The following is a 25,916-nucleotide window of genomic DNA, read 5'->3' on the forward strand; positions in this document are numbered from 1 at the left end:
GGATTGCCTTTTTTATTATTTCTTATTAATTGTTACAGTTTCATTATATTTCGTTGTTGTATTTTGGCGTAGACGAAGCGTTGCTTGTCCAATTGTATTTGAATCAATCTGTACATTTACAACTTTCTCAGCAGAGCCTAAGCTGTTTGTTGTGAAAGAAAATGCACTGCTATATCCAAAAGTAGATGGCCAAGTGCCGTTTGCATTTTGTACTTTAGCCACTTGTGTTCCTCCAGTAGTGAAGATACCTAAAGAATAGTTGTTATAAGTTGTATTAGGTAGTAAGTTGTTTACTTGAATCTTCATTTGGAAAATTTCATTGTTTGGTAGAATGCTAGGGTGTGTAACGACGTAGTCGCTTGTTGTTACCGCACCATTATAACCGTATGAACCTGGTTTGAAAGTATTTGTATTAAACCATTGATAACCTGCATTTGGTGCACCCCAAGGTTCAGGTTGTGGTTCTGTTGATAAGCTTGGCTGTTCAAATGTCTGTAGAGCTGTAGGTGAATCAAGTTGTAAACCATTTACTTGATCTAAACTTGTAAATGTCTCTTTATTCGATAACCAATTTACGATGTTTTCTAATAAGATAGCATCGTTTTCTTCTTTATAACCATCGTAAGTTTTCTTTGTTTGGCCAGAATCTTCACGAACGTACTTTGGCGTAGCATCTTCAACAGGAGAAGAGTCACCAATAAAGGCAGCTTTTCCAAGTCCTACTTTTGCAATTGCAGCATATGGGCCTTCTGCAATACCACCGCCATTATAAACGCCACTATCAACAGCGTTATTCCATTTTGATGGATTTTCTGGAAGGTAAACAAGTCCTTTTGCTAGTTTTGGGTTTGTAATTGCTAGAGTAGAACCAGCATGCATTGCTACAGACGAAACACCTTTTGTAATTCCGAAAGATTGTTCAGGTGATACAATTGTTTTCGCTGAAACATCACCAAGTGCATTGTAGCGGAAGCGAATACCGAAGTTGTCAGAGAGCCAATCAGAGCTTTCTACTCCTTGCATAGCTTGTGAATTTGCTTCTTCATTAGACATTCCTTTTGCTGGATTATCCCAAGCACCGCGTCTATATCCATTAAATACTTCAGAAGAGTCCCAGCGATTTTTATTACGATCTGCATTGTAATGATCAGCAATAAAGAAGATACTACCACCATTTTTTACATATTGTAACATAGCGTCCTGCTCAGATTTTTTGTAAGGAATATTAGCTTCTGGAACGATAAATACATTGTAATCTTTTAAATCTTCGTACGTAATAGGTGTTGATTTACGAAGTTCCTTTACGTGATATCCGTTTTTTGCAATGCCGTTTCCGAAGTCAGAAAAGCCGCCGTCAATAACCCAGTCAGCTGTCCCAGCAGTTTGACCGTGTGTATTATCAAATAATACTTTCTTCCCATTGTTTTGATTTACAACTTTTGCAGCAATTTCAGGAGCTGGGTCTACAGAGCTTTCGGCATAAGTAGACGGTATGAACGAGGTCCCTATACTTAGTGTAATTGCTGTTGCTAAAGAAAATGTAATCCATTTTTTATTCTTCATAGAAGAATCCCCCTAATAATAAATATATGTGCTTTAATAATGTAATTTATTTTTCTGTAAAAATAAAGACGGAAAACATAAAAAATATTAAAAAATTGTAAAAATACCGTGAATTTTGTTGAGAAATATTTATATAGATATAAAAACATCCCTTCCAAGTAATAAGGAAGGGATGTTTTGCTTAACTAATTTTTGAGTTAGGTGTTTCATCAATCTTATGAAACCCTTTCATGTAATATACGATTGCTAAGCCGATAAGCCAAATTGGGCCGACAATCAATGCAATTCGTGTATCTTCTGAATACGCCATTATACATAAGACTAGTGCAAGGAAGGCAAGTGAGAAATATGAGCTTAATGGGTATAAAGGCATTTTATATGATAACTTTTGTTTATTTTGAGTAGGCAAGCTTTTACGGAATTTAATTTGAGCGACTAATATAATGCCCCAAGTCCAAATTGCACCGAAAGTTGAAATGCTAGTAAGCCATGTAAATACCTTTGCAGGTACAAGATAGTTTAATATAACACCAATTAGTAAAACGATAGCAGTTGCTACAATTCCTTGGCTTGGAATGCCATTTTTATTTAAACGACCAAATCTTTCAGGAGCTTTTTTCTGCTGAGCTAATGTATATAGCATACGGCCTGTACTAAATAAACCACCGTTACAAGAAGAAAGAGCTGCTGTTAATACGACAAAGTTAATAATACCTGCTGCTTTTGCGATACCAATTTGCTGGAATGTTAATACGAATGGACTGCCTTTCTCACCAAGTTCGTTCCATGGATAAATTGCCATCATAACGAATAATGCCCCAACGTAAAAGAGTAGAATTCTCCAAAATACGTTATCAATTGCCTTTGCGAGTGTTTTCTTCGGATTTTGAGCCTCACCAGCTGTAACGCCGATTAATTCAACGCCTAAATAAGCGAATAGTACCATCTGCATGGAGAGTAGTAACCCAGAAAATCCATTTGGGAACCAGCCACCATGTGACCAAAGATTTGAAATACCAGTAGCGATACCACCGTTTCCGAATCCGAATAAAATAATACCAGCTCCGACTACTATCATACAGATAATTGTGACAATTTTAATGAGAGCAAACCAAAACTCAAGTTCTCCAAATACTTTTACCGATAAGAAGTTAAAAGCGCTCATTAATAATAGAGCAAGTAATGCCCAAGTCCAGCGCGGGATATCAGGGAACCAGTACTGCATGTAAATGCCAGCTGCTGTAATTTCAGCCATACAAGTAACAACCCATAAGAACCAGTAATTCCAACCAGTAATATAACCAGCGAGTGGTCCAATATAATCATATGCATATTTACTAAAAGAACCAGCAACAGGTTGTTCAATTGCCATTTCCCCAAGCGCTCGCATAATGAAAAAAATAACGAGACCGGCAATCATATAGCCTAGCAAAATAGAAGGACCTGCTAGTTTAATGGCGGAAGCGGATCCTAAAAATAGCCCAACGCCAATAGCTGAGCCCAGTGACATTAAAGTAATATGTCGTTCTTTTAAACCACGATTTAAAGTTCCAGATTTGTTTGTGTGCTACATAAGAAGAATCCCCCTTGTAGAGTGAACGATATTTGAATGCGTTTATTAAATATTTAACTATTTCAAATTATAAAACATTTCTATCTGTTATGCTACAAAAATAATCATAATGAACTGTACTACATCTGTACTTGTCAGACTTAAACTTAAAATTCGAACTATTAGGGAATATATTGACTCTTCTTTTTATTGATTGTTAAGATTAAGTATTATATTTTCTCACATACTAGTAAGAAAAAGAATGTGTGATAATAATTCAGGTGTAGGAAGGGTACATAAGCATGTTTCAATTACAAAAATATAACACTTCTGTGAAGCAAGAGTTTTTAGCTGGCATCACAACTTTTTTTACATTTGCGTATATTCTTGTCATCAATCCAAAAATATTATCTGATGCAGGTGTACCATTTGACCAAGCGTTTACAGCAACAATTATTGCAACCGTTGTTGGAACAGTAGGTATGGCGATTTTCGCGAATTACCCGATTGTTATTGCTCCAGCTATGGGAATGAATGCATATTTTGCTTATTCTGTTGTACAGAAGGCAGAAGGGATTACATATGTAGTTGCCTTTTCAGCTGTATTTGTAACGGGGATTATTTTTCTTTTATTATCTTTTACTTCGTTTAGGCAAAAGTTAATTTTAGCAATTCCTGATAGTTTAAAGCATGCAATTGCAGGTGGAATTGGACTATTTATTGCTTTTATTGGATTGCGCCTTTCTGGAATTATCGTGGATCATCCGTCTAATTTAGTTACGATTGGTGATTTTCATTCTCCAGCTGTTATTTTAACTTTAATTGGTTTAATATTAGCGGCGGTATTAATGACATTGCGTGTGAGCGGTGCATTATTTATTAGTATGATTGTGACAGGAATTATTGCCTTCTTTACAGGGCAATTGAAGTTTGCTGATAAAATTGTGGCGATGCCTCATTTACCAGAGGGTATCATCGTTTCAAACCCAATCAATGCCTTTTCAGATGTAATTGAATACGGATTATACGGCGTTGTATTTTCATTTTTACTTGTACTTTTATTCGATACAACAGGTGCATTACTCGGTTTAATTAAACAAGCAGGTTTAATTACAGACAATACAGAGAAGCGTTTTGGTAAAGCGTTTATTGCAGATGCAATTGGCGGGACTACAGGTTCTATCTTTGGAACAAGCCCAACAGCAGCGACGATTGAATCATCAGCAGGTATTGCTGCAGGTGGTAAAACTGGATTAACAGGGATTGTAGTTGTTGGTCTAACAATTATAACGGCATTTTTTAGTCCTGTTATTGCTTCTTTATCAAGTGTAGCCGCTATTACAGCTCCTTCATTAATTATAGTAGGTAGTTTAATGGCACAAAGCATTCGAGATATTAATTGGAATGAATTTGAAGATGCGTTACCAGCATTTTTAATTTTTATAGGTATTCCGTTAACATCTAGTATTGCAAATGGAATCGCAATTGGATTTTTAGTATATCCAGTCTTGAAAATTGTGAAGGGTAAAGGGATGGAAGTACATCCATTACTATACTTATTTGCATTCTTATTTGGATGTCATTTATTCTTATAATATAAATATAGGAGAGAGCCTTCTTATGGGAGGCTCCCTTTTTGTGTATAATAAAGTGAAACTATAGGCAGTAGGGGATACCCTCACTGTGTATTAGCCCGCACCAATCGGGATAAGCTGAAAACTTAATTGGTTTCGTAAAATATAAATTACTTAATGGAATATATATGTTACAATAGAGGTAGAGGAGGAACATGAATGGCTGTAAGTAAAATAAAAGTCGCACGTGTTCAGTTAGATTTAACACAGCAACAATTAGCAGAAAAAGTAGGCGTTACAAGGCAAACAATTAGTTTAATTGAGAAGGGGAAATACAATCCATCTTTAGATTTATGTTTGAAAATTTGTTATGCAGTAGATAAAACGTTGAATGATTTGTTTTGGGAGGAAAAGGAGTGGTAGGATGAAAATCGTGAAAGATGAACGTTTAATGATTGAAGGGTTAAAACATATTAGATTAGCTTTCATCTTACAAAATATCGTCATACTAGCTATCGTCTTTTACCGCTATGTCTTGCAAGGGGCAGGATATGAAAGTGTTTCGGATTTATTAATGGTATTTATGGGCGGGATAATAATTATTAACTTTTTAAATCTGAAAAATTCAGTGGAAGTGTATGAGCATACGGGCGGAGTGTCGCGTCGTTATTTTATGAAGCTATTATTCATTCCGGTGGGTATTATTATTGGGATTTTAGCTGTTTGTATCGTTGTAACACCAGATATTTCGATAAAGGAAATTAGTATGACAGGACTTATTATGTTTGCTTGTTTTTTAGTTCCTAGTTTGTTTATATACATATATATGAAAAAAATAAAAAGAGAAGATTGAAATATAAGAAAGGCTTTCCCGTATTGAGGAAAGCTTTTCTTATATCTTTTTATACAAAACTTTATGAAGGCCAATTGGTTCAATTTCAAAAATTTCACCATGCTCCTGAAAGCCTAATCGCTTGTAATAGTCAGTTACAGTAATTCGGCCATTACACCATAACATATTTGCTTGACGCTCTTGTAAGATTTGTTCTGCATTCTGAATTAAGGAGCTTCCAGCGTGGTTGTTTCGAAACTCAGGTAATGTGGCCATTCCTCGTAGACGATAATGAATACCGGCTGGTAGGTCAGGGTATATTTCTTTTGAGAAGGAAGCGATACTAATTAGTTCATCGTTTATAAATGCGCCTAAGTGGAAGGTGTCTGTTTCATAATCGGAAGGATATTTACAATCTGCTAATGTTTGACTCGGACGCAAAATTTTTTGACGTAATACGTAAGTTTCAGATCCCTCAATATTTTTCACGATAATCATATTAACATCCTTTCTTATAAGGCCTTTTCTGTTAATTGTATAAAGAAATAAGCAGGTGCGGCGAGAAGTCCGAGTATGCTAGCAGTTCCGAGAAGGAGTGAAAGTAGGAGGCAAGAATATTTTATTCCATTCGATTTTTTCCATCCGTAACTACAAATCTCAATACTAACACCGATGAGAATAATGGCAACGAGTATTTCTGCTAATAATAAAAGAGCTAAAGTTACAATAGACATAATGTGATCCATCCTCATAATATGTGATAGTAACATTTTACCATATGAAGTTAAAAAAATGCCCCTCAATTATGTGAGGGGCATTTTTTTACTCTAATATGTTTTTTAGTGTATCGATATGTTCTTTTGAACCTGTTACAAGTAATGTGTCACCGTGTTGTAGTCTTGTATCACCATGTGGTATTAATGCTTTGTTACCGCGGTAGATTTGAATGACAAGTACATCACCTAAAAACGGGAGGCGGCGAAGCGCAACGCCGTTATATTTATTGCTGCGCAGTTCAACTTCACGTACTGTTTCGTTTGCTGTTGTAATTAAGCGAACGAGACTAGGTTTATCAATAAGTGCACGTAATAAAATACGTGTAGAGTTAATTGTTGAGAATACAGCGATGTGTTCTTGCGTTGCTTTTTCTTGTAGAAGTGGATCTTCTACACTTGCAATAACATGTTCAACACCTAGCTCTTTTGCATGTTCTGCCAATAATAAGTTTTGTTCATCATCGCTTGTTGCAACAACGACGCGATCTGCATCAAATGCTGTTTGTTCAGTTAATGATGCGATTGTGATGTCATCTAATTTCACGATAGGGAAGTCATGTGATTTCGCTTCTTCATCATTTATTTTGTTTTGACGCATCATATATAGCGTTACGTCATAATCTTCTCGTTTTAAATCTAGTGATAACGGAAGGGTAATTCTGCTCGCGCCAATAATAGCTACTTTTGGTTTTGGTGTTTCTACTTTTGGGAACATTTTTTTAAACAATATAGGTGCAAAAATACAAGTAATAACTGCGCTTAAAATAAGAGAGGCAGATAAACTTGGACTGATAATCTCCAGTTTTTCACCAATTTGTGCAGCCGCAATAACTAAAGAAAGTGTCGATGTTAATAAGATTGCACTTCCAAGTACGATATTACGTGGATACCATTTTCTTAAGACGAGTGATGGTAAGAGTTTCGAAATAAAGAGTCCTACAATTAAGATTGGAATCATTAGCATGCTAGAAGGTTCTTTGAAAATAGACCACACCTCTAGATTTACACCAACCATTACGAAGAAAATAGGGATGAAGAAACCATAGCCGATAGAATCAAGTTTTTCCACCATATCTTCATTTGGTGATAATAACGATACAAGTACACCTGCTAAGAAGGCACCTAAAATATTTTCTGCTCCAACAGATTCCGATAACCCAACTAAGATTAAAATGAGTGCAAAAACAGCTCGTGTATCAATTTGTACACTACCAGCTTTTAAACTATCTAAGTATGGAATGTTTTTAAAGCGTTTTGCAATAAAGTAAATGACAATACCGGCACCGAATAGAATAAGTAAGAGCCACATACTTTGACCGCTTTCGGAATTTAATCCGACGAAAACAGCGAGTAAAATCATTGTAACTAAGTCTGCAATAACAGCAACTAATAAAATGATTTGTCCGATTGCAGTTTTTCCTAGGTTGTTTTCTTTTAATGTTGGTACAACAACACCTAAAGAAATAGTTGAAATAATTAAAGTCATGAACATTGCATTATCTACAAATCCTAGCCATACGAATAGTAATGATAGGGCATAAGATAAGATGAAAATAAATAAGAAGATAATGCTTGCTACTTGAAATGTATTTGGCTCGTTTGTCGTATTTTTTTTCCCTTTTTGTTTAAAGATAGAAAAATCAATTTCTAAACCGCTTAAGAACATGAGGAAGATAAATCCTAATGTTGATAAAACTTGAAGCCATATATCTGGCTCAATAATATTAAACCCACTTTTACCTACAAAGATTCCTGCAATAATTTCTGCAACGACAACAGGAAGTGCTTTTAATTTAAAGCGTTGTAACAAAAGGGGAACGAAAAACGCGATTGCAACGACAACCATAAGTGATAGAACAGAAGTATGATGTTCCATTGCGTTCTCTCCCTTCAAATAAATATAGTACCTATTTAGCCATATAATAGGTAGAAAAGCAACGCATATGGATTCGATTTCATAAAGAAAGATTTTTCTTAACATTTGTCATAATAAGTATATTTTTCATGATTCTGTTGTTAATTCCGTAATGTGGATGTAATAGGGGAGGGATAAAAAAAAGACTGCTGAGGAATCTCAGCAGTCTTTTTCATGTACATTACATTGAGAAGAAGATCCATACAGTTAAACCAACTGTTGCAGTTGCAACGAAGAAACTGTATATCATTGTAAGAATTTGAACTCTTCCTTCTCCTTCTTTTAAATGCATGAACATAATTAATTGTAACAATGCTTGCGCAACAGCCATTATGATAATAGTTGTTAAGACTGTTGAAAGTGGCAATGTTGTGTAAAGTGCCACGTATAACGCTAGAAACGTTAATGCAAGCGATAAAATAAATCCGAAAACGTGTGACCAAGGGAATCCGCTATGCGCATGCCCGTTTGCTTGATTGTTGTTTTGAGCCATTTACGCCACCATCCCGTTCAAGTAAACTAGTGTGTAAATAAAGACCCAAACTAGATCAAGGAAATGCCAGTATAAGCTGATAATGAATACTTTACGAGCTGTAACTGGTGTTAAACCTCGTTTTAAAATTTGGATAATAACACAAGTTGCCCAAATGATACCGCCTGTTACGTGAGCTCCGTGCGTTCCAAGAAGAACGAAGAATCCAGATAAGAAAGCACTTGTTTGAATTGTTGCGCCTTCACCAATGTACATAATGAACTCTTCAATCTCAAAGAATAGGAAACCTGCACCTAAAAGTAATGTAAGGACGAACCATCCAAGCATCGCTTTTTGGTTATGCTTACGCATTTCATGAATTACGATACCGCATGTAAAACTACTTGTTAAAAGTAGTAATGTTTGAATTAAAAGCGTTTTAAGTTCAAACAATTGCGCTGGTGTTGGGCCATCTGCCGTACGACCAGCAAGGACTAGATAAGAGGCGAAAAGTGTTGCGAACAGCATAATTTCAGCCCCAAGAAAAATCCAGAATCCTAGGATATTCAATCTGCTTTGTTCGGATTGATATTCCAAAGGTAAGCTTTTATCTAAAGCCGCCATGTCATTTCACCTCTCATGCTATATGTTCTGTTTTTTTAATTTCATCAACACTGATATAGTAACCTTCATCATAATCGAATGAACGATAGATTAAGCAAGCTAAAATACCAACTCCACCGATTGCTGCAAGCCAGAACCAGCTAAATACTAATGCGAAACCTGCAAGACCGAAGAATCCAGACGCAATAATAGGCACACCAGAGTTACTTGGCATGTGAATTGGTTTGATATCTTCTGCTGCTGGTGTAACTGTTTCTCCGCGTTTTTTCATGTACCAGAAAGCATCAGCTTCTTTAATTTCAGGAAGCTTCGCGAAGTTGTAATGTTGTACAGGAGAGTGAGTTGCCCATTCAAGTGTACGACCATCCCATGGATCTCCAGTTGTGTCACGTTCACCGTGACGTGCACTCCAAATTACGTTGTAGCAAAGAAGTAGGAAGCCGATACCCATCATTACCGCACCAACAGATGCGATTTGGTTTAGCCATCCCCATCCAAGACTTTCAGAGTAAGTGTACATACGACGAGTCATACCGTCTAAACCTAAGAAGTACATTGGGAAGAAACAGATGTTGAATCCGCTCATAAAGATCCAGAATGTCCATTTACCTAGGCGTTCATTTAACATATGACCAGTCATTTTTGGATACCAGAATGTGAATCCAGCAAGCATAGCGAATACTGTACCTGCGATTAATACGTAGTGGAAGTGAGCGATTAGGAAGTAGCTGTTATGGTATTGATAATCAGCAGCTGCCATTCCAAGCATAACCCCTGTAACCCCACCGACTACGAAGTTTGGAATAAATGCCAATGACCAAAGCATTGGAACTGTAAAACGGATACGTCCTTTATACAGTGTAAACAACCAGTTAAAGATCTTAACACCGGTTGGAATCGAAATCGCCATTGTCGAAATCGAGAAGAATGAGTTAACCGCTGGACCTGCACCCATCGTGAAGAAGTGGTGAAGCCATACGACGAAACTTAGTAAAGAAATTGCAACCATTGAGTATACCATCGCACTGTAACCGAATAGACGCTTACGTGAGAATGTACTAATGATTTCAGAGAAAATACCGAATGCCGGTAAAATAACGATATATACTTCAGGGTGACCCCATACCCAGAACAGGTTGGCCCATAACATCGGCATACCGCCGCTCGCCATCGTAAAGAAGTGAGCATCGAATAGACGGTCAAATGTCATTAATGCAAGAGCAACTGTTAATACTGGGAAAGCGAAAATAATGATAATTGTTGTAATTAAGATTGACCAAGTAAACATTGGCATTCTCATTAAAGTCATACCAGGTGTACGCATTTTTAAGATAGTAACAAGGAAGTTAATACCGGTCATTAGCGTACCGAGACCTGAAATCTGTAATGCAATTGCGTAGTAGTTATTTCCTACGCCTGAAGTAAACTCTGTACCTGCCATTGGGAAGTAAGAAGTCCACCCAGCGTCTGGAGAACCACCGATTACGAAAGCGATGTTGAATAACATTGCTCCGACAAAGAATAACCAGAAACTTAAAGCATTTAAGAACGGATATGCAACATCACGAGCACCAATTTGTAATGGTACTACAAGGTTCATTAATCCCATAACGAATGGCATTGCCATGAAAAGAATCATTACTGTACCATGCGTTGTAAAGATTCCGTTATAGTGTTCAGCGTTTAAATAAGTTGTTTCTGGGAATGTTAACTGTGCACGGATCATTAAACCATCCATACCACCACGGAATAACATGATAACCGCAGAAATAATATACATGGCTCCGATTTTTTTATGGTCAACAGTTGTCAACCATTCGTCCCAAAGCCATTTCCATTTTTTATACTTTGTTAGTACGAAAATGATTGCTAATGTCACAAGAACGATAGAAGCGTCTGCACCGTAAATAATCGGGTCACCTGTGACAAAGAATTCATCAAGCTTCACTGTGTTCACTCCAATCTGTTGGAATAATAGCTATTATTTTTTGTTTTTGTAGTAGTTGTAATCACAATATTCAAGTGATTTTGGATCTACATAACTTAAGTGGTGACTAGAGAACGTCATGCGTCCAACTACACCAGGTTTAATAATTTCGTTGTATTTCTGTTCTGTTAACTTATCAGCAGTTTGTTGTACTTCTTTAACCCACTTGTCATATTTCTCTTTAGTTTTCGCTTCAACTTCGAACTCCATGTGAGTGAATCCTTCACCAGAGAAGTTCGCACTACGACCTAGGTAAGAACCTGGTTTATCAGCTTGTAAATAAAGATCCATAATCATGCCATCCATTGTGTACTTCATACCACCAAGTTCTGGTACCCAGAAAGCATTCATTGGGCCGACAGAAGTCAGTTTGAATTGAATTGGTACACCAGCTGGGATGTTTAAATAGTTAACGGTTTCAATTTTTTCCTCTGGGTAACTGAATAACCATTTCCAGTTTGCAGATGTAACATAAATTTCAACTGGTTTAATATGTTTGGACTCTTTCGGAACCTCTTCCGAAGCATAAGTTGCTTTTACTGTTGGAATCGATAATGCGATAACGATAATAACAGGAACAAGCGTCCAAATAATTTCTAGTAATGTGTTACCGTGTTGTTCAGGTGGCTCATAGTCCATATTCTCTGGTTTTTCACGATAACGAATCAAGATGACTGTAAACAGAATGAATACAATTGCGATAATTAATGACATAAGCAAGAATGACCAAACAATTAAATCATACTGTGCTTTTGCAACAGGTCCTTGCGGATTTAATACTGCGAGTTTTTTATCACAGCCACCGAGGAACAGAAGTAATGATAACGGAAGAAGCGAAGCCAACTTCCAAAACGCTTTCTTTAGTTGCACGATTGAAAATCTCCTTTCTCCTTGGATTGAAACTATGCCAATAAAACAATATAAACCTATTAATTTATAGAAGGCAATAGTTTTTGATATATTGTTAAAAAATAGACACAAATGCACACTTTTTAAGGTGAATATCATTTGTAACTTGATTACATTGTAAACTATTTTCCAGAGAAAAACGTGATTGTGAAAATTTTAAGATAAATAAAGTTATACCAGGATATCCAAGAAATAGAAAAAAGCTATCTTATGATAAGGAAGATAGCTGAATTTTTTGTATATTTAGTTTATTTCTCGTGTGACAGTTCGTGGCTGTTCAAGTGTGACAATTTTTTTATATTTAACTTGGTATAAAATGTAACAAATAATCATAAATGGAATGCCACAATAAAGAGCAATTCTTTGATCTGGAATGAAAGCCAAACTAACAAATGTAATGAAATTGAGCGAGAACGCTACGATTGGAACGAGTGGATAGAGCGGTGTACGATATTTTAAATCATTTATGTTGCCACCATTTTTCACGAAATTTCTACGGAAGAAAAACTGTGAAGCGGCGATTGACATCCAAACGACAACGGCAGCCATTGCTGCAATAGATGTTAAAACTAGAAAGACAGTATCTGCCGCAAATACACTTGTTAGTAAGGACAGGCTAGCGAAAATTAGGCTGAAAATTAATGCATTTAGCGGTACACCTTTTTTAGTTAATTTCGTAAATGCTGGGCTTGCCATTCCTTGTTTTGCCATCGCCCACAGCATACGAGAATTTGCATATAGACCAGAGTTAGCAACGGATAATACAGCTGTAATAATAACAAAGTTCATAATATCTGCTGCATATGGGACACCGGCTACATCAAATACAAGTACAAAGGGACTTTCAACTAGATTAGCCTCTTGCCATGGGAGTAAACCTACAACAACTGATATCGCTAAGACGAAGAAGAAGAGAGTTCGCCAAATTGTATTTTTTATTGCTTTTGGAATTGTTTTTTCAGGATTTTCACTTTCTCCTGAAGCGATTCCAATTAATTCTGTTCCTTGGAAGGAGTAATTTACTGTAATCATCGTAAGAAGAACAGCTAATGCACCGTTGGGAAATAGCCCGCCATTTTCAGTGAAATTATGAAGCATTGGAGCTGGCTTTCCATTAAAGTCTAGTAGACCGAACATAACAGCGCCACCAAGCACGATGAAAATGACAATTGTCGCGACTTTTACACTTGCGAACCAAAACTCTGCTTCTGCATATGCTTTTGCTGATAAAGCGTTTACGAGGAAGAGTGCTGCTGCAAATGTAACGCACCAAATCCAGGAAGAAACGTCTGGAAACCAGCGTTTCATTAAAATACTTACAGTTGTTAACTCTACGCCAACTGTAACAGCCCAATTTAACCAATACATCCAACCGACAACAAATCCAAAACCAGGTGAAATGAATTTGCTTGCATAACTTTGGAATGAACCTGCTTCTGGCATAGCAACGGATAATTCACCAAGACATAACATCGTTAAATACATAACAAATCCACCGACTAAAAATGCAAGAATAGCACCACCAGGTCCGGCATTATGGACGATTTGACCAGATCCCATAAATAGCCCGGTTCCGATAACACCGCCGAGTGCAATCATAAATAGGTGTCTACTTTTCATTGTTCGTTTTAAATCTGTTTGTTCAATTTGTTGATTCATATGCCCCTCACCCCGTATTTTCTTGAATGTGTAAACTTCGTTTTATTCTGAGTTTTTAATCATTAGTGGGGGATGCAAAACACACTCGGTTTATTTGCTATGAAATGAATGGAGTATGTAAAAAACGAACTATGACTAAATACTCTAAGAATGTTTGTTAACATGGTGATATCTTCACTATGTTAACAATTTTGATTTTAGCAAAATATTCTGTAAATGTATATTTATTTTTCTTTTTATTAAAAATAATTAGAATTTTTATAATTAATTCTATGAGCGATAATTCACATGATCTTTCTAGCAAACTAGTAAGAAGAAGGGTACAATGATAAGAGGTGTATCTGTAAAATAATAATTAATGGAGTTTTGTTTATAATGAAAAAGTTAAAATATCTTTTTGTTTTTGGAATTATACTTGCTGCTGCATTTTTTATAGGAAAAGATAAAATCATGCAAAAGGCGCAAGTTCTACGCTTAGAGTTTCTATCTGAAATGAAAGAAGCAGCTATGATTGAAGATGTTCCGTTTATTAAACAATTACCAGAATTACCTCGAGGATGTGAAGTGACAAGTTTAGCTATGTTGCTGCAATATAAAGGTGTACAAGTAGATAAGATGCAACTTGCTAGCGAAATTCATCGTGTTCCATTTGAACAAAATGGTTTGCGTGGAAATCCTTACGAGGGATTTGTGGGAAATATTTATACAAAGGCAGAGCCTGGATATGGTGTATACAATAAACCAATCTTTGATTTAGCAGAAAAATATGTTCCTGAAAAAGTAATTAATTTAACAGGTAGAGACATGCAAGATATATATAAAGTAATTAGTTCTGGTTCTCCGGTATGGGTCATTATTAATACGACGTTTAAGCCGCTAGCTGAAAGTAGTTTTGAAACATGGAATACGAGTTCAGGCGAAGTGAAAATTACATATTATGAGCATAGTGCAGTAGTAATTGGATATGATCAAAACTTTGTATATGCAAATGATCCTCTTAAAAATAATCCGCGCTTGGCTGTTCCGCGAGCAGAATTTGAGAAAGCTTGGGAGCAAATGGGAAAACAAGCAATTACTATTTTATAATAATGAAAAAGTCATCTTTTGGATGGCTTTTTCTTTTTAGTTTATCATCACTGAAAATTCAGAAGATTCTTTTAAAAGTTAACAATTCACGTTATAATAACATTTAACTTGGTGAAGAAGGGGAGAAGAGAAATGGATGTTGCAAAGGAACTTGTTTTGTCAAAAAATCAGTTAGTTGAGTGGAGAAGGCATTTTCATAAGTATCCAGAGTTATCTTTTCAAGAAGAGAAAACATCGCAGTTTGTGTTCGATATACTTCGGAAATTCCCATATTTAGAAGTGTCACGGCCGACTAAATATAGTGTGATGGCAAAGTTAGTAGGTAAACATCCGGGCAAAACAGTTGCGATTCGAGCCGATATGGATGCTCTTCCTATTCATGAAGAAAATGAGTTTGATTTTATTTCTATATATAAAGGTGTAATGCATGCATGTGGTCATGATGGACATATAGCGATATTACTTGGGGTTGTACATAAGTTAGTAGAAGAAAGAGAGAAGATTAAAGGAGAGATTCGTTTTCTATTCCAACATGCTGAAGAGAATTTTCCTGGTGGTGCAGAGGAGATGGTTGCTGCAGGTGTAATGGAAGGTGTGGATTATATTATTGGTGCTCACCTTTGGGCGTCGTTAGAGGTTGGGAAAATAGGTGTTATTTATGGTCCTGCAATGGCTGCACCGGATGTTTTTAAAATTAAGATAGAGGGAAAAGGTGGACATGCTGGAATCCCTCATGAAACGGTGGATAGTATTGCAATCGGAACACAAGTCGTTTCGCAACTTCAGCAAATTGTATCTCGCCTCACGAATCCATTAGATTCTCTCGTAATATCTGTTACGCAATTTCATGCGGGGACAACTCATAATGTAATACCAGAGCAAGCCGAGATTGAAGGGACAGTGAGAAGTTTAAGACATGAATTACGAGGTGAAACAGAGAAGAAGATTGAGCGGATTGTGAAGCATATTACGGAATCTTACGGAGCGAAATATACATTTTCATATGAATATGGGTATCGACCAGTTGTAAATGACTATGAAGCTACAGAGCTTATTGAACAAACGGCCTTACAACTTTATGGAAGGGATAGAGTTGTTCGTTTACAGCCGACGATGGCTGGAGAAGATTTTTCAGCGTTTTTACAAAAGGCACCGGGGACATTCTTTTTTATCGGAGCGGGAAATAAAGAGAAAGGTATTATATATCCTCACCATCACCCTCGTTTTACGATTGACGAAGATGCATTACCGATTGGAGTGGAAGTCTTTGTATTAGCCATTATGAAATTTATAAGTAAAGGAGAATGAGATGAAGAAAATACACATTCTAGCGCTTATCCCAGTTCTTTGTTTAGTAGTTGGGCCAATATTTGCGAATTCAGTTACTCCTTACGTATTAGGGATGCCATTTTTATTATTTTGGGTATTATTATCAGTGTTTATTACATCTTTTTGTATGGGGCTTGTGTACGTGTTTGATCCTGCTAATAAGGAGGATGTAAAATGACTGCATTACTTATCATTATTTTATTTTTGTTTCTCGCACTATTTTTAGGGATTCGGGCACAACATGGAAAAGATATGAATTTAGAGCAATGGTCAGTTGGGGGAAGAGGGTTTGGCACTATTTTTGTTTTTCTCCTTATGGCAGGTGAAATTTATACGACGTTTACATTTTTGGGAGGAAGTGGCTGGGCGTATAGTAAAGGAGCACCTACCTTTTATATTTTAGGCTATGGCGCTTTAGCTTATCTTTTATCGTATTTTTTATTGCCACCGATTTGGAAGTATGCGAAAGAGCATAACCTTGTTTCACAGTCGGATTTTTTTGCGAAGAAATATAGAAGTAAAGCGCTTGGGATTATTGTTTCAATTGTTGGTGTTGTTTCCATCATCCCATATCTTGTTTTACAGTTAAAAGGACTGGGAATTATCGTTTCAGAAGCTTCTTACGGAAGGGTGTCACCTGTTGTCGCGGTTTGGATTGGTGCTATTGTTATAACTATATATGTAATGGTTTCAGGTATACATGGTTCGGCTTGGACGGCCGCTTTGAAGGATATTATGATACTGTTTATCGTTATGTTTTTAGGTATATATTTACCGTATCATTATTATGGAGGATTTCAGCCGATGTTTGAGGCTGTAGAGGCAGCGAAACCGGGATTTTTATCTTTAACTGAAGAAGGAATGAGTATTTCTTGGTTTGTTTCTACTATTATATTAACGGCCCTCGGTTTCTATATGTGGCCTCATACATTTGCTTCTGCTTTTTCTGCAAAAAATGAAAAAGTATTTCGTAAAAATGCAGCAATTATGCCATTGTATTCTTTAGTTTTACTTTTCGTATTTTTTGCAGGATTTGCTGCTATATTACAGGTTCCGGGATTAAAAGGAGCGGATGTAGACCTTTCATTGTTCAGACTTGCTCTTCAAACGTTTGACCCTTGGTTTATTGGAATTATTGGTAGTGCGGGAGTATTAACGGCATTGGTTCCGGGTTCGATGCTTGTTATGGCGGCTTCTACACTGTTAGCGAAAAATATTTATCGAACGATAGTTCCATCTGCTTCAGATAGACAAGTTGCTAAGATGGCAAAATTATTTGTGCCTGTAGTAACGCTCGTGGCAGTTTTATTTACATTTAAAGGAGGAGAAACGATAGGAGCGCTTCTATTAATGGGATACAGTATCGTTACACAACTTTTCCCTGCACTTGTATGTAGTTTGTTTCCACGTCAAATTATTACGAAGCAAGGAGCTATTGCAGGAATGGGAGTTGGGCTATTAGTGGTCGCATATATTACCTTATCTGGTTCAACTATAGCCACGATGTTTCCGAGTTTTCCGCAGTATATAAAAGATTTGAATGTAGGTATAGTCGCATTGTTAATTAATATAATTGTGATGTTTGTAGTCAGTGGATTTACAAAAGGTGTATTTATAAAGAAAAACACTATAATAGTGGAAAAGTAATTCGTTTATCCCCCATTAACAAGCAGTAAGACCCCCACCTCAAAATTCAGCGGAAGCAAAGAAGTTAGGTGGGGGCCCTGCTGCCTGTAAAAGCCCGATTGGTGAGGGTTGATTAAAGTTTTACTTTATTAGAGCTATCTTTGAAAAGAGATAGCTCTTTTTTGTATATATTTTCTTCAATTAGCGGAATCTAACTAAAAACTTGTTGAAAAGGAAGTTAGGTGGGGAAATTGTTAGAGCTTGAAGGTAACTTATTTGAAGTTATGAAAGAAATTAGGGATGAGTTAGGTTCACCTAATGATTTAACAATTAGAGAAGTTGTTCTTGCTGGGAGTTTTACACGTTGTGCGGTTGTGTTTTTATGTGGGTTAACAGACAAGGATAATGTTTATAAATATGTAGTTCGTACTCTTCAATATGAAGAAGTGCAAAATGAAGCGGCTGTCGTTCAGACGTTATTGGATCGTTTTATTTCTATTGCGGAAGTGGGTAAGAAGACAACGTTTCCGGATATTATAAATGCGATTTTAGCGGGAGATACAGTTATATTAATTGATAATATTCAAACTGCTATCGTTATTAATAGTAGGGCTTGGGAGAAGAGAAGTTTAGAGCCACCAGTGACAGAAGATTTAATACGCGGACCGAGAGTTGGATTAAATGAAGATATTAATGTGAATAAAATGTTAATCCGACGCAGTTTACGCGATCCAAAGTTGAGGTTCCAATCTTATATTATGGGGAAGCGATCGCAGAAAGAAGTAACCCTAGTATATATAGAAGATATTATTAATCCTCACATTGTAAAAGAGTTAGATCGCCGTCTTCAATCAATAGTGACAGATGTTATTTTGGAAACAGGTACGATTGAACAATTAATTCAGGATAATAATTTATCTCCATTTCCACAGTTTTTGAATACAGAGAGGCCAGATAATATTATAGCGTCATTAGCGAAGGGAAAAGCGGCCATTTTAGTAGACGGATCTCCGTTTGCTCTTATTGCACCGCTTGTGTTTGTTGATATTTTTCAATCTGTAGAAGATCATTACGAGCGCTGGGTGATTGGAACGTTACTAAGATTTTTACGTATGGGTTCAGGTATAATCGCGGTTTTGTTACCAGCTATGTATGTAGCACTTGTATCTTATCATCAAGGACTTATTCCTTCTAAACTGGCTTATTCAATTGCAGGTGCGAGGGAAGGTGTTCCGTTTCCAGCATATATTGAAACGTTAATGATGGCCTTGACTATGGAATTAATACGAGAAGCTGGAATCCGATTGCCCAAACCAATGGGACAAACGATAGGGATTGTAGGAGGTCTTGTAATTGGAGAAGCTGCGGTAAATGCAGGGATTGTAAATCCGTTTTTAGTTATTATTATTGCAGTTACTGCGATTGCTACGTTCTCGCTTCCTGTATATAGTATTACGATTACGTTCCGAATTTTACTTTTCGTCTTTGTATTAGCTGCAACGGCTTTTGGACTGTATGGGATCATTCTAGCTCTGATTGCACTTGCTATTCATATTACAAATTTAACAAGTGTTGGTATACCGTATACAACTCCCATTGCTCCTGCATTTTATAAAGATTGGAAAGAAGAATTTATTCGCATGCCAAAATCGATGTTGAAAGATAGACCAGAGTACTTACAAACAAAAGATTCTACAATACGTCCAAAGGAGCGAAAATAAGTGAAACCATTTGAGTATGGCGATGAAGAGATTGGATCTCGGGAAATTGGGTTTGCGGTATCATCGACCATTATTGGTATAGGGGCATTGTCTATGCCGAGAGATATCGCTAACCAAACTTTATTTTCGGACGGTTGGATTATCTTGCTTTTGGGTGGATTGATTTGCGCAGTTTTAGGCTGGTTTGTGACGAGAGTGGCTATCTTATTTCCAAAACAAAATTTTGTTCAATATACGAGTGCGCATTTGACGAAGCCTGTTGCATACACAATTAGTTGTATTTTAGTATTAACGTTTGCTGCTTTGACAGCATATGAATCGCGAATGATTTCAGTTATTTCTCAAACGTATTTATTTAGTGATACACCAATACAACTACTGTCTTTCTTCTTCTTATTAGTTGTTATTTATGGAATAGCAGGATCAAGAGCAGCCTTATTAAGGTTAAATGTTTTATTCTTACCTATTGTTTTAATTGCGATAGTACTTCTTTCTTTATTGAATATAAATTTAATGGAAATAAATAATTTACTACCAGCTTTTCAAACGAAAGTAAGTCAATATGCTGTTGGAGTTAAAAATTCTATTTTTACGTTTATTGGATTTGAAGTAGCTTTATTTTATGCGGTGTTGCTGAATGATAAGACAGCGAAAAAAGCGCCGATGGCAGTCGCGAAAGCGGTGATGGTAAACGTGCTGTCATACATTTTAATATATGTAACTTGTATTAGTGTTTTTACGTATATGACAACACGTGGATTGACATATCCAACAATTGAATTAGGGAAAGAAATTGAAATTGGTGGAGGATTTTTAGAAAGGTTTGATGCGATTTTTTTTACGACTTGGATTATTACTATTTATAACACGACAGCAATGTACTATGATGTCGCATCTTTATTGTTTTGTGCTATGTTTCCGAAAGTGAAGAAACATATTTTTATTTTCGTAAGTGCCCCAATTATTTTTATGGCGAATATGATACCTAGTAGTTTGAATGCTTTATCAAGTTATGGGACTTATTTAGCTTGGATAGATATGGGGTGTGTTGTGTTAGCACCTTTGCTCGTTTTAATTGTATATAAAATAAAAAGAAGGAATGGTGGAAATGAAACACCTTCTTAAAATTATAATGGTTATGGCTTTAACTGGATTTATGAGTGGGTGTTCTGAGTTAGAAGAGATAGAAGAAAGAGGATTTGTAGTAGGAGCGGCTTACGATATCGTGAAGGAGAAGAAAGCGAATCCAATTATGAAAGGGACCTATCAGATGGTACTCCCCAGTAAATTGTCTCAACAGGGTGGACAAGGGGGTGGGGATAGCGAAAATTATATTAATGTTAGTGCAAAAGCAGATAGTGTATTTGAACAAATAAGAATAATCGCTAAAAAAATTAGCCGTACATTATTTTTCCCTCATATACAAGTGATTATTTTCTCTGAAGAATTACTTTCACATCCATACATTTTACAAAATACGTTAGATGTATATATTCGCGATCATGAAATGAGAAGAAATATTCGTTTGTTCGTTTCTAAGAAAAATGCAGAAGCTATTTTAAAACAAAGTGCCAAGCCTGAAAATTTACCGGCGCAGTATATTGATATGTTAGCTGAACACCCTCCGAAAAATGCCCAAATGATTGAGGCTGCAAGAATTGGGGAGGTACAGGAGAAGATGATCTCTAACCGCAGTTTTGTATTACCTATTCTTGAACTGACAAAACAAGGGGTACAAATGAACGGTGCAGCATTGTTTCGTGGAAAGGATAATAAATGTGTAGGCAATTTGAGTGGGGAAGAAACATTAGGGATGAATTATATAATAGGCAAAAAAATTGGAGGTTTTTTTACGATTCGTAAAAAAAATCAACTTATTACATATGAAATTCATAAGTTGCGTCGAAAAATTAAAGTATCTACAACGAATGCTACAAAACCAAAGTTTGATATTCATTTATCTCTGGAAGGCACATTGGCTGAGTTGCATTTCAGTGATCATAAAAAGGTTTTGAATGAAAAGCGTTTAGAGAAGGATATATCGGAAGAAATGGAGGAGCGTATTCAAAAATCGATTAAGCTTGTTCAAAAAAAATATAAGGTAGATGTATTAGAGTTAGGGGAAGTGTATAAGCGACATAATTATAAAGAGTGGACAAAAATAAGTAAGAATTGGGATCAAGGCGAAAATTACTTTAGTAATGCTGAAATTACTGTTCATGTTCATCCAACAATTGAACATTCAGGTTCAGCTTTACCGAAAAGAGTGAAATAAGGTGATGAAAGTTGTTTACTGGATTAGGAATTAGTTGCACGATATTAATGGCAGTTCTTCCAGGAACTATATATTTTATTCATAAAAAACTCACAACGTATGGAGCACAGCCGTGGAATACTGATGTGCAAAAAAAGAAACCTGAATAATTTCAGGTTTCTTTCGTGCAAAGCATATGTGAAGGGGGATACCTTCTATGTATGCTTTGCTTTATACAAGCCCTAACCAATGTACCAATTGTGTAGAGAGGAATGTAACAACAATGGCGATAACGGTAGGGATTGCAAACGATAAGAATGTCCATTTTGCACTTTTTGTTTCTTTGTATATATTAACAAGTGTTGTTCCGCACGGGAAATGAAGAAGTGAGAACAACATTGTGTTTAACGCTGTTAACCAAGTCCAACCATTTTCTAGGAATAGATTTTTAATTTGATTAAAATCATCTATTTCAGTTAAAGCCCCAGTTGATAAGTAAGACATTAATAAAATTGGGATTACAATTTCATTAGCGGGTAGTCCAAGAATGAATGCAGCTAGAATAAACCCGTCAAGTCCTAACATTTTAGCAAATGGATCTAGGAAGTTTACAAAATACATAAGTAAGCTTGTGTCACCGATAAAAATGTTAGCAAGTAACCAAGTTAATGCAGCCGCAGGGGCAGCAACAACTATAGCTCGTTTTAAAACATAGATTGATTTATCGAGTGTTGCGCGAACAATGGTATTCCAAACTTTTGGCTTGCGGTACGGAGGTAACTCAAGTGTGTAGTGAGTTGGAATCCCTTTTAAGGCTGTCTTTGATAGTACCCAAGAAACAGTTAATGTCATAATAACACCAATTACAACCATTCCAACTACAACGCCAGCAGTAACCAATGTTTGCATACTGCCTGTATAACCAGCAGCCATAAATAGTGAAGCCATTAAAATTAACATAGGCCAGCGACCGTTACAAGGAACGAAGTTGTTCGTTAAAATTGCTAGCATACGTTCACGTGGTGATTCAATGATACGTGTTGACATAATGGCTGCTGCATTACAACCAAATCCCATTGCCATTGTTAAAGATTGTTTCCCGTGTGCGCCGGATCGTTTGAATAAGCGGTCCATATTAAACGCGACACGTGGTAAGTATCCGTAGTTTTCTAATAGCGCGAACATAGGGAAAAAGATTGCCATAGGTGGTAACATAACGCTAATAACAGCACCGATACCACGGAACAAACCAAGTATTAAAATGCCATGTAACCATTCAGGTGCATGCGCTGCTTGGAACCAAGATGTTAAATATCCTTCGGCCCATCCGAAGAATTCGGCAATCATATCAGATGGTACGTTAGCGCCTGCAATTGTAAGATAAAAAATAATAGATAAAATACCGAGCATAATTGGGAATCCCCAGATTGGAGATGTGAAAATTTTATCTAGTTTTTCGGAACGATATAATTTATCAGTATTTGTATATTGGACAGATTCTTTACATATGCTTGCAGATGTTCGGTAAATATCTCCGACTATATCATCTCGTATATCTTCTTTTGAAAGTGTTTGTGCATGTTGAATAATATAGTCTAATGGAAGACCTTTACTGGCTGAGTGAGATTCCATTAATTACGACCTCCCTTACAAGTGGTTCATTATGGTGTTTTTGAAGTGTAGTTAAGAAATTTTTATCTCCATCTAATATACGTAACGCAATCCAACGTGCTGGATACGTATCACCGAACACTTTATAAATTTGTGGTTCTAATTCCTGAATCATATTTTCAATTTTTTCGCTGTAAGTAATTTTAATTGGTGTTGGAATTAGTTTTTTATTTGCTACTCTTGCAATAACATTTAGCAAATGACCAATACCTACTCGGTTACGTGCTGAAATTTTAACGACAGGTACACCAAGTGATTTTGCTAATTTCTTTTCATCGATAACAATCCCTTTTTTCTCGGCTTCATCAATTAAGTTAATGCAAATGACTACATTATTTGTCATCTCCATCACCTGGAGTGCTAAATTTAAATTTCTTTCCATAGCAGTTGCGTCTATAACAACTACAGTTACTTCTGGTTTTTCAAATATAATATAATCCCTCGCTACTTCTTCGTCTGCGGAATTTGAGTATAGTGAGTAAGTTCCCGGTAAATCTATTAATGTATAATTACTTCCGTTATGTTCATATTCTCCTTCAGCTTTTAAAACAGTTTTTCCCGTCCAGTTTCCAGTATGTTGTTTTAAGCCTGTTAAAGTATTAAATAATGTACTTTTCCCTGTATTCGGGTTACCAGCTAAAGCGATACGATGTTTGCTCATCTGAAATCATCTCCTATTAATACCCCGAAAATAAGGGAGCTTTCTTCTTTACGCAGTGCAATAGTTGTGTTGCTCACTTGATAAGCGACCGGATCTCCAAGTGGACTGCGTTGCAATACTTTAATCGTCGCCCCCGGGATAAATCCCAAATCTAATAAGCGTCGTTTCATAGTTCCTTCTAATTGTATCTTCTCAATTTGTACAAACTCTCCTATTTTAAATTCGGAAAGTGGTTTTATATTAGCCGATACCATAAAAGTTACCTCATCTCTATATTTTTAGTTTGAGTTTAAAAAGTTTCCTAAGGTAAACTTTTTGTTAGTAATATAGTAGACTACATTGGATTATGTTGTCAATTAGTACTTTAAAAATATTCATTTATTTTTAGAATTGTTCCAATTTATTTAGTTGTACTAAAAAATATTACTGAAATTATTTTTAATGTGCATAAATTAGGTGTGTAAAAATTACAAAATACAGCGGAATTGTAAATGTAACTTTAACGAAAAGGGAAAAAGAGAGAAAAACATTTACATTGAATTTACATTGTTAAGAATATATTTACATTGCAGCGTAGTTAGTGTGGTTTTTGTTGGGTTATTTAACTATAAATGTTGGGATTTCTAGCTTTTAAGGATTATTATCGTCATTTACTTAAAATTAAAAATTGCTTAACACTCACATAATATTGTTGTCCTACAATGAATTTGTGTTCGAAAGAAAATGAATTCGAAAAGTGATAATCCAAATGGGGGTACAAGACATGGTTATGAAAAAAGGTATTAAATTTTCTTTAGCAGCTTTAGTGGTAGCAGGAGCATTAGTTGGTTGTGGGAAAGCAGAAGATACAACTAGTAAAGAAACTGCTAAAGGAAGCGATAATACAAAACAAGAATTATCAGGTACGATTGCAGCGGCTGGTTCTACAGCTCTTCTACCTCTTGCGGAGGAAGCTGGAAAGAAATTCATGGAGAAAAATTCAAAAGTTTCTATTCAAGTTCAAGGTGGCGGTAGTGGAACTGGGATTAACCAAGTAGCATCTGGTGCAGTGCAAATTGGTAATTCGGATGTTCCGTCCGGAGATAAAATAAAAGATGCTGAAAAGGCGAAAGAATTAGTAGATAACAAGGTAGCGGGTATTGCATTCGCTCTTGTCGTAAATAAAGATGTAAAAGTTGATAACTTAACAATGCAACAAGTACAAGATATCTTCACTGGAAAAGTAACAAACTGGAAAGAAGTAGGCGGAAAAGATGAAAAAATCAATGTAATTAATCGTCCGGCTTCATCTGGTACACGTGCTACATTTGAAAAAACGATTATGAAAGACGCGAAAATTAATGATGGAACTGGTACAACACAAGATTCTAACGGTGCAGTAGAGCAAGCGATTAACTCTACTCCTGGTTCGGTGAGTTATTTAGCAATGTCTTACATGGTCGGCGAGAAAAAAGGCGCACTACAAACAGTGAAAATTGATGGTGCTGAACCGAAAGTTGAAAACATTGCGTCTGGTAAATATCCATTCTGGTCTTACGAATATATGGTAACAAAAGGTGAAGCGAAGGAAGCGACGAAAGCTTACATCGATTATGTAAAAGGTAAAGATTTTGAAAAGCAAGTAGAAGATATGGGCTACATTCCAATGTCTAAATTAAATAAGTAATAAAATTTTATGGGGCTGGCTGCAAGGCCAGTCCTGTTC

The 25,916-nt window shown here is 36.2% G+C and carries 25 protein-coding genes; 12 read left to right on the plus strand and 13 right to left on the minus strand.

All coding sequences use genetic code 11. The features are described from left to right. Positions 1-15 precede the first annotated feature (15 nt). The gene (locus ACS2CR_RS11450; RefSeq protein WP_000791508.1) at positions 16-1,563 is read right to left on the minus strand and encodes a DNA-binding protein; all 1,548 of its coding nucleotides are present in this window, start codon (positions 1,561-1,563) and stop codon (positions 16-18) included. Between the two features lie 181 nt (positions 1,564-1,744). Then, positions 1,745-3,073 (minus strand): amino acid permease, encoded by a 1,329-nt coding sequence (locus ACS2CR_RS11455; protein WP_153602643.1) that lies wholly within the window; start codon positions 3,071-3,073, stop codon positions 1,745-1,747. A gap of 344 nt (positions 3,074-3,417) precedes the next feature. Between ACS2CR_RS11455 and ACS2CR_RS11460 the strand changes: the two genes are divergently transcribed. From ACS2CR_RS11460 to ACS2CR_RS11470, 3 genes are all read left to right on the plus strand, one after another. Further along, positions 3,418-4,710: an NCS2 family permease gene (locus ACS2CR_RS11460; protein WP_000487191.1), complete on the plus strand. Its 1,293-nt coding sequence runs from the start codon at positions 3,418-3,420 to the stop codon at positions 4,708-4,710. 198 nt (positions 4,711-4,908) lie between these two features. Beyond that, complete coding sequence (locus tag ACS2CR_RS11465) at positions 4,909-5,112, plus strand: helix-turn-helix transcriptional regulator (protein ID WP_000301183.1); 204 nt, start codon at positions 4,909-4,911, stop codon at positions 5,110-5,112. A gap of 1 nt (position 5,113) precedes the next feature. Continuing rightward, positions 5,114-5,542 (plus strand): hypothetical protein, encoded by a 429-nt coding sequence (locus ACS2CR_RS11470; RefSeq protein ID WP_016112163.1) that lies wholly within the window; start codon positions 5,114-5,116, stop codon positions 5,540-5,542. Between the two features lie 39 nt (positions 5,543-5,581). Here ACS2CR_RS11470 and ACS2CR_RS11475 read toward each other — a convergent pair whose 3' ends face one another. The 8 genes from ACS2CR_RS11475 to ACS2CR_RS11510 all read right to left on the minus strand — a co-directional run bounded on the left by ACS2CR_RS11475 (position 5,582) and on the right by ACS2CR_RS11510 (position 13,863). Then, a complete protein-coding gene (locus ACS2CR_RS11475; RefSeq protein WP_016112164.1) occupies positions 5,582-6,019 on the minus strand; it encodes a GNAT family N-acetyltransferase in 438 nt (145 codons plus the stop codon). Positions 6,020-6,033: 14 nt separating this feature from the next. Beyond that, positions 6,034-6,291, minus strand: a complete 258-nt coding sequence (locus ACS2CR_RS11480) for a DUF4022 family protein (RefSeq protein ID WP_044129536.1) — start codon at positions 6,289-6,291, stop codon at positions 6,034-6,036. Positions 6,292-6,343: 52 nt separating this feature from the next. Beyond that, complete coding sequence (locus ACS2CR_RS11485) at positions 6,344-8,173, minus strand: monovalent cation:proton antiporter family protein (RefSeq protein ID WP_000399972.1); 1,830 nt, start codon at positions 8,171-8,173, stop codon at positions 6,344-6,346. A 220-nt stretch (positions 8,174-8,393) separates the two neighbouring features. Beyond that, positions 8,394-8,705, minus strand: a complete 312-nt coding sequence (gene qoxD / locus ACS2CR_RS11490) for a cytochrome aa3 quinol oxidase subunit IV (protein WP_000068425.1) — start codon at positions 8,703-8,705, stop codon at positions 8,394-8,396. Beyond that, the gene (qoxC, locus tag ACS2CR_RS11495) at positions 8,706-9,308 is read right to left on the minus strand and encodes a cytochrome aa3 quinol oxidase subunit III (protein WP_000729318.1); all 603 of its coding nucleotides are present in this window, start codon (positions 9,306-9,308) and stop codon (positions 8,706-8,708) included. A gap of 13 nt (positions 9,309-9,321) precedes the next feature. Then, the gene (gene qoxB / locus ACS2CR_RS11500) at positions 9,322-11,256 is read right to left on the minus strand and encodes a cytochrome aa3 quinol oxidase subunit I (RefSeq protein ID WP_000762367.1); all 1,935 of its coding nucleotides are present in this window, start codon (positions 11,254-11,256) and stop codon (positions 9,322-9,324) included. A gap of 33 nt (positions 11,257-11,289) precedes the next feature. Next, positions 11,290-12,165, minus strand: a complete 876-nt coding sequence (locus tag ACS2CR_RS11505; RefSeq protein ID WP_001176166.1) for a cytochrome aa3 quinol oxidase subunit II — start codon at positions 12,163-12,165, stop codon at positions 11,290-11,292. A 282-nt stretch (positions 12,166-12,447) separates the two neighbouring features. Next, positions 12,448-13,863, minus strand: a complete 1,416-nt coding sequence (locus ACS2CR_RS11510) for an amino acid permease (RefSeq protein WP_001075762.1) — start codon at positions 13,861-13,863, stop codon at positions 12,448-12,450. Between the two features lie 375 nt (positions 13,864-14,238). Between ACS2CR_RS11510 and ACS2CR_RS11515 the strand changes: the two genes are divergently transcribed. The 8 genes from ACS2CR_RS11515 to ACS2CR_RS11550 all read left to right on the plus strand — a co-directional run bounded on the left by ACS2CR_RS11515 (position 14,239) and on the right by ACS2CR_RS11550 (position 22,049). Then, the gene (locus ACS2CR_RS11515; protein ID WP_016112165.1) at positions 14,239-14,949 is read left to right on the plus strand and encodes a C39 family peptidase; all 711 of its coding nucleotides are present in this window, start codon (positions 14,239-14,241) and stop codon (positions 14,947-14,949) included. A gap of 132 nt (positions 14,950-15,081) precedes the next feature. Next, entirely contained in the window at positions 15,082-16,257 is a 1,176-nt protein-coding gene (locus ACS2CR_RS11520) for an amidohydrolase (RefSeq protein WP_016112166.1), read from the plus strand. Between the two features lies 1 nt (position 16,258). Then, on the plus strand, positions 16,259-16,456 hold the full coding sequence (locus ACS2CR_RS11525; RefSeq protein WP_000719833.1) for a DUF3311 domain-containing protein: 198 nt from the start codon (positions 16,259-16,261) through the stop codon (positions 16,454-16,456). After that, positions 16,453-17,925, plus strand: coding sequence for a sodium:solute symporter family protein (locus tag ACS2CR_RS11530; protein ID WP_016112167.1), 1,473 nt, complete (start codon positions 16,453-16,455; stop codon positions 17,923-17,925). The genes ACS2CR_RS11525 and ACS2CR_RS11530 overlap by 4 nt, the downstream gene beginning before the upstream one ends. Positions 17,926-18,146: 221 nt before the next feature. Beyond that, complete coding sequence (gerLA, locus tag ACS2CR_RS11535) at positions 18,147-19,625, plus strand: spore germination protein GerLA (RefSeq protein ID WP_139147433.1); 1,479 nt, start codon at positions 18,147-18,149, stop codon at positions 19,623-19,625. Then, positions 19,626-20,750, plus strand: a complete 1,125-nt coding sequence (gene gerLB / locus ACS2CR_RS11540) for a spore germination protein GerLB (RefSeq protein ID WP_000801992.1) — start codon at positions 19,626-19,628, stop codon at positions 20,748-20,750. Then, positions 20,734-21,900: a spore germination protein GerLC gene (gene gerLC / locus ACS2CR_RS11545; RefSeq protein WP_000681627.1), complete on the plus strand. Its 1,167-nt coding sequence runs from the start codon at positions 20,734-20,736 to the stop codon at positions 21,898-21,900. The genes gerLB and gerLC overlap by 17 nt, the downstream gene beginning before the upstream one ends. Positions 21,901-21,911: 11 nt before the next feature. Then, the gene (locus ACS2CR_RS11550; RefSeq protein ID WP_000493997.1) at positions 21,912-22,049 is read left to right on the plus strand and encodes a hypothetical protein; all 138 of its coding nucleotides are present in this window, start codon (positions 21,912-21,914) and stop codon (positions 22,047-22,049) included. A 61-nt stretch (positions 22,050-22,110) separates the two neighbouring features. On the opposite strand, the gene ACS2CR_RS11555 is transcribed toward ACS2CR_RS11550, so the two are convergent. From ACS2CR_RS11555 to ACS2CR_RS11565, 3 genes are read right to left on the minus strand one after another with little or no spacing between them, the layout of a single operon-like run. Further along, positions 22,111-23,511 (minus strand): nucleoside recognition domain-containing protein, encoded by a 1,401-nt coding sequence (locus ACS2CR_RS11555; RefSeq protein WP_000443624.1) that lies wholly within the window; start codon positions 23,509-23,511, stop codon positions 22,111-22,113. Further along, positions 23,489-24,211 (minus strand): FeoB small GTPase domain-containing protein, encoded by a 723-nt coding sequence (locus ACS2CR_RS11560; protein ID WP_000033868.1) that lies wholly within the window; start codon positions 24,209-24,211, stop codon positions 23,489-23,491. Before ACS2CR_RS11560 ends, ACS2CR_RS11555 begins: the two co-directional genes overlap by 23 nt. Continuing rightward, positions 24,208-24,465, minus strand: a complete 258-nt coding sequence (locus tag ACS2CR_RS11565; RefSeq protein WP_000252982.1) for a FeoA family protein — start codon at positions 24,463-24,465, stop codon at positions 24,208-24,210. The genes ACS2CR_RS11560 and ACS2CR_RS11565 overlap by 4 nt, the downstream gene beginning before the upstream one ends. A 509-nt stretch (positions 24,466-24,974) precedes the next feature. Here ACS2CR_RS11565 and ACS2CR_RS11570 point away from each other — a divergent pair. Further along, positions 24,975-25,877: a phosphate ABC transporter substrate-binding protein PstS family protein gene (locus ACS2CR_RS11570; protein ID WP_000245109.1), complete on the plus strand. Its 903-nt coding sequence runs from the start codon at positions 24,975-24,977 to the stop codon at positions 25,875-25,877. Positions 25,878-25,916: the final 39 nt, after the last annotated feature.

This window comes from Bacillus cereus group sp. BceL291 (assembly GCF_051776705.1).
Classification (GTDB): domain Bacteria; phylum Bacillota; class Bacilli; order Bacillales; family Bacillaceae_G; genus Bacillus_A; species Bacillus_A cereus.

Coding starts and splice junctions, on each gene's coding strand:
- qoxD (WP_000068425.1), bottom strand. CDS start 8,705: ATGGCTCAAAACAACAATCAAGCAAACGGGCATGCGCATAGCGGATTC.
- ACS2CR_RS11510 (WP_001075762.1), bottom strand. CDS start 13,863: ATGAATCAACAAATTGAACAAACAGATTTAAAACGAACAATGAAAAGT.
- ACS2CR_RS11560 (WP_000033868.1), bottom strand. CDS start 24,211: ATGAGCAAACATCGTATCGCTTTAGCTGGTAACCCGAATACAGGGAAA.
- qoxC (WP_000729318.1), bottom strand. CDS start 9,308: ATGGCGGCTTTAGATAAAAGCTTACCTTTGGAATATCAATCCGAACAA.
- ACS2CR_RS11465 (WP_000301183.1), top strand. CDS start 4,909: ATGGCTGTAAGTAAAATAAAAGTCGCACGTGTTCAGTTAGATTTAACA.
- ACS2CR_RS11570 (WP_000245109.1), top strand. CDS start 24,975: ATGGTTATGAAAAAAGGTATTAAATTTTCTTTAGCAGCTTTAGTGGTA.
- ACS2CR_RS11525 (WP_000719833.1), top strand. CDS start 16,259: ATGAAGAAAATACACATTCTAGCGCTTATCCCAGTTCTTTGTTTAGTA.
- ACS2CR_RS11450 (WP_000791508.1), bottom strand. CDS start 1,563: ATGAAGAATAAAAAATGGATTACATTTTCTTTAGCAACAGCAATTACA.
- ACS2CR_RS11480 (WP_044129536.1), bottom strand. CDS start 6,291: ATGTTACTATCACATATTATGAGGATGGATCACATTATGTCTATTGTA.
- ACS2CR_RS11555 (WP_000443624.1), bottom strand. CDS start 23,511: ATGGAATCTCACTCAGCCAGTAAAGGTCTTCCATTAGACTATATTATT.
- ACS2CR_RS11470 (WP_016112163.1), top strand. CDS start 5,114: ATGAAAATCGTGAAAGATGAACGTTTAATGATTGAAGGGTTAAAACAT.
- ACS2CR_RS11530 (WP_016112167.1), top strand. CDS start 16,453: ATGACTGCATTACTTATCATTATTTTATTTTTGTTTCTCGCACTATTT.
- ACS2CR_RS11485 (WP_000399972.1), bottom strand. CDS start 8,173: ATGGAACATCATACTTCTGTTCTATCACTTATGGTTGTCGTTGCAATC.
- ACS2CR_RS11520 (WP_016112166.1), top strand. CDS start 15,082: ATGGATGTTGCAAAGGAACTTGTTTTGTCAAAAAATCAGTTAGTTGAG.
- ACS2CR_RS11455 (WP_153602643.1), bottom strand. CDS start 3,073: ATGTCACTGGGCTCAGCTATTGGCGTTGGGCTATTTTTAGGATCCGCT.
- ACS2CR_RS11475 (WP_016112164.1), bottom strand. CDS start 6,019: ATGATTATCGTGAAAAATATTGAGGGATCTGAAACTTACGTATTACGT.
- ACS2CR_RS11565 (WP_000252982.1), bottom strand. CDS start 24,465: ATGGTATCGGCTAATATAAAACCACTTTCCGAATTTAAAATAGGAGAG.
- ACS2CR_RS11460 (WP_000487191.1), top strand. CDS start 3,418: ATGTTTCAATTACAAAAATATAACACTTCTGTGAAGCAAGAGTTTTTA.
- gerLC (WP_000681627.1), top strand. CDS start 20,734: ATGAAACACCTTCTTAAAATTATAATGGTTATGGCTTTAACTGGATTT.
- ACS2CR_RS11515 (WP_016112165.1), top strand. CDS start 14,239: ATGAAAAAGTTAAAATATCTTTTTGTTTTTGGAATTATACTTGCTGCT.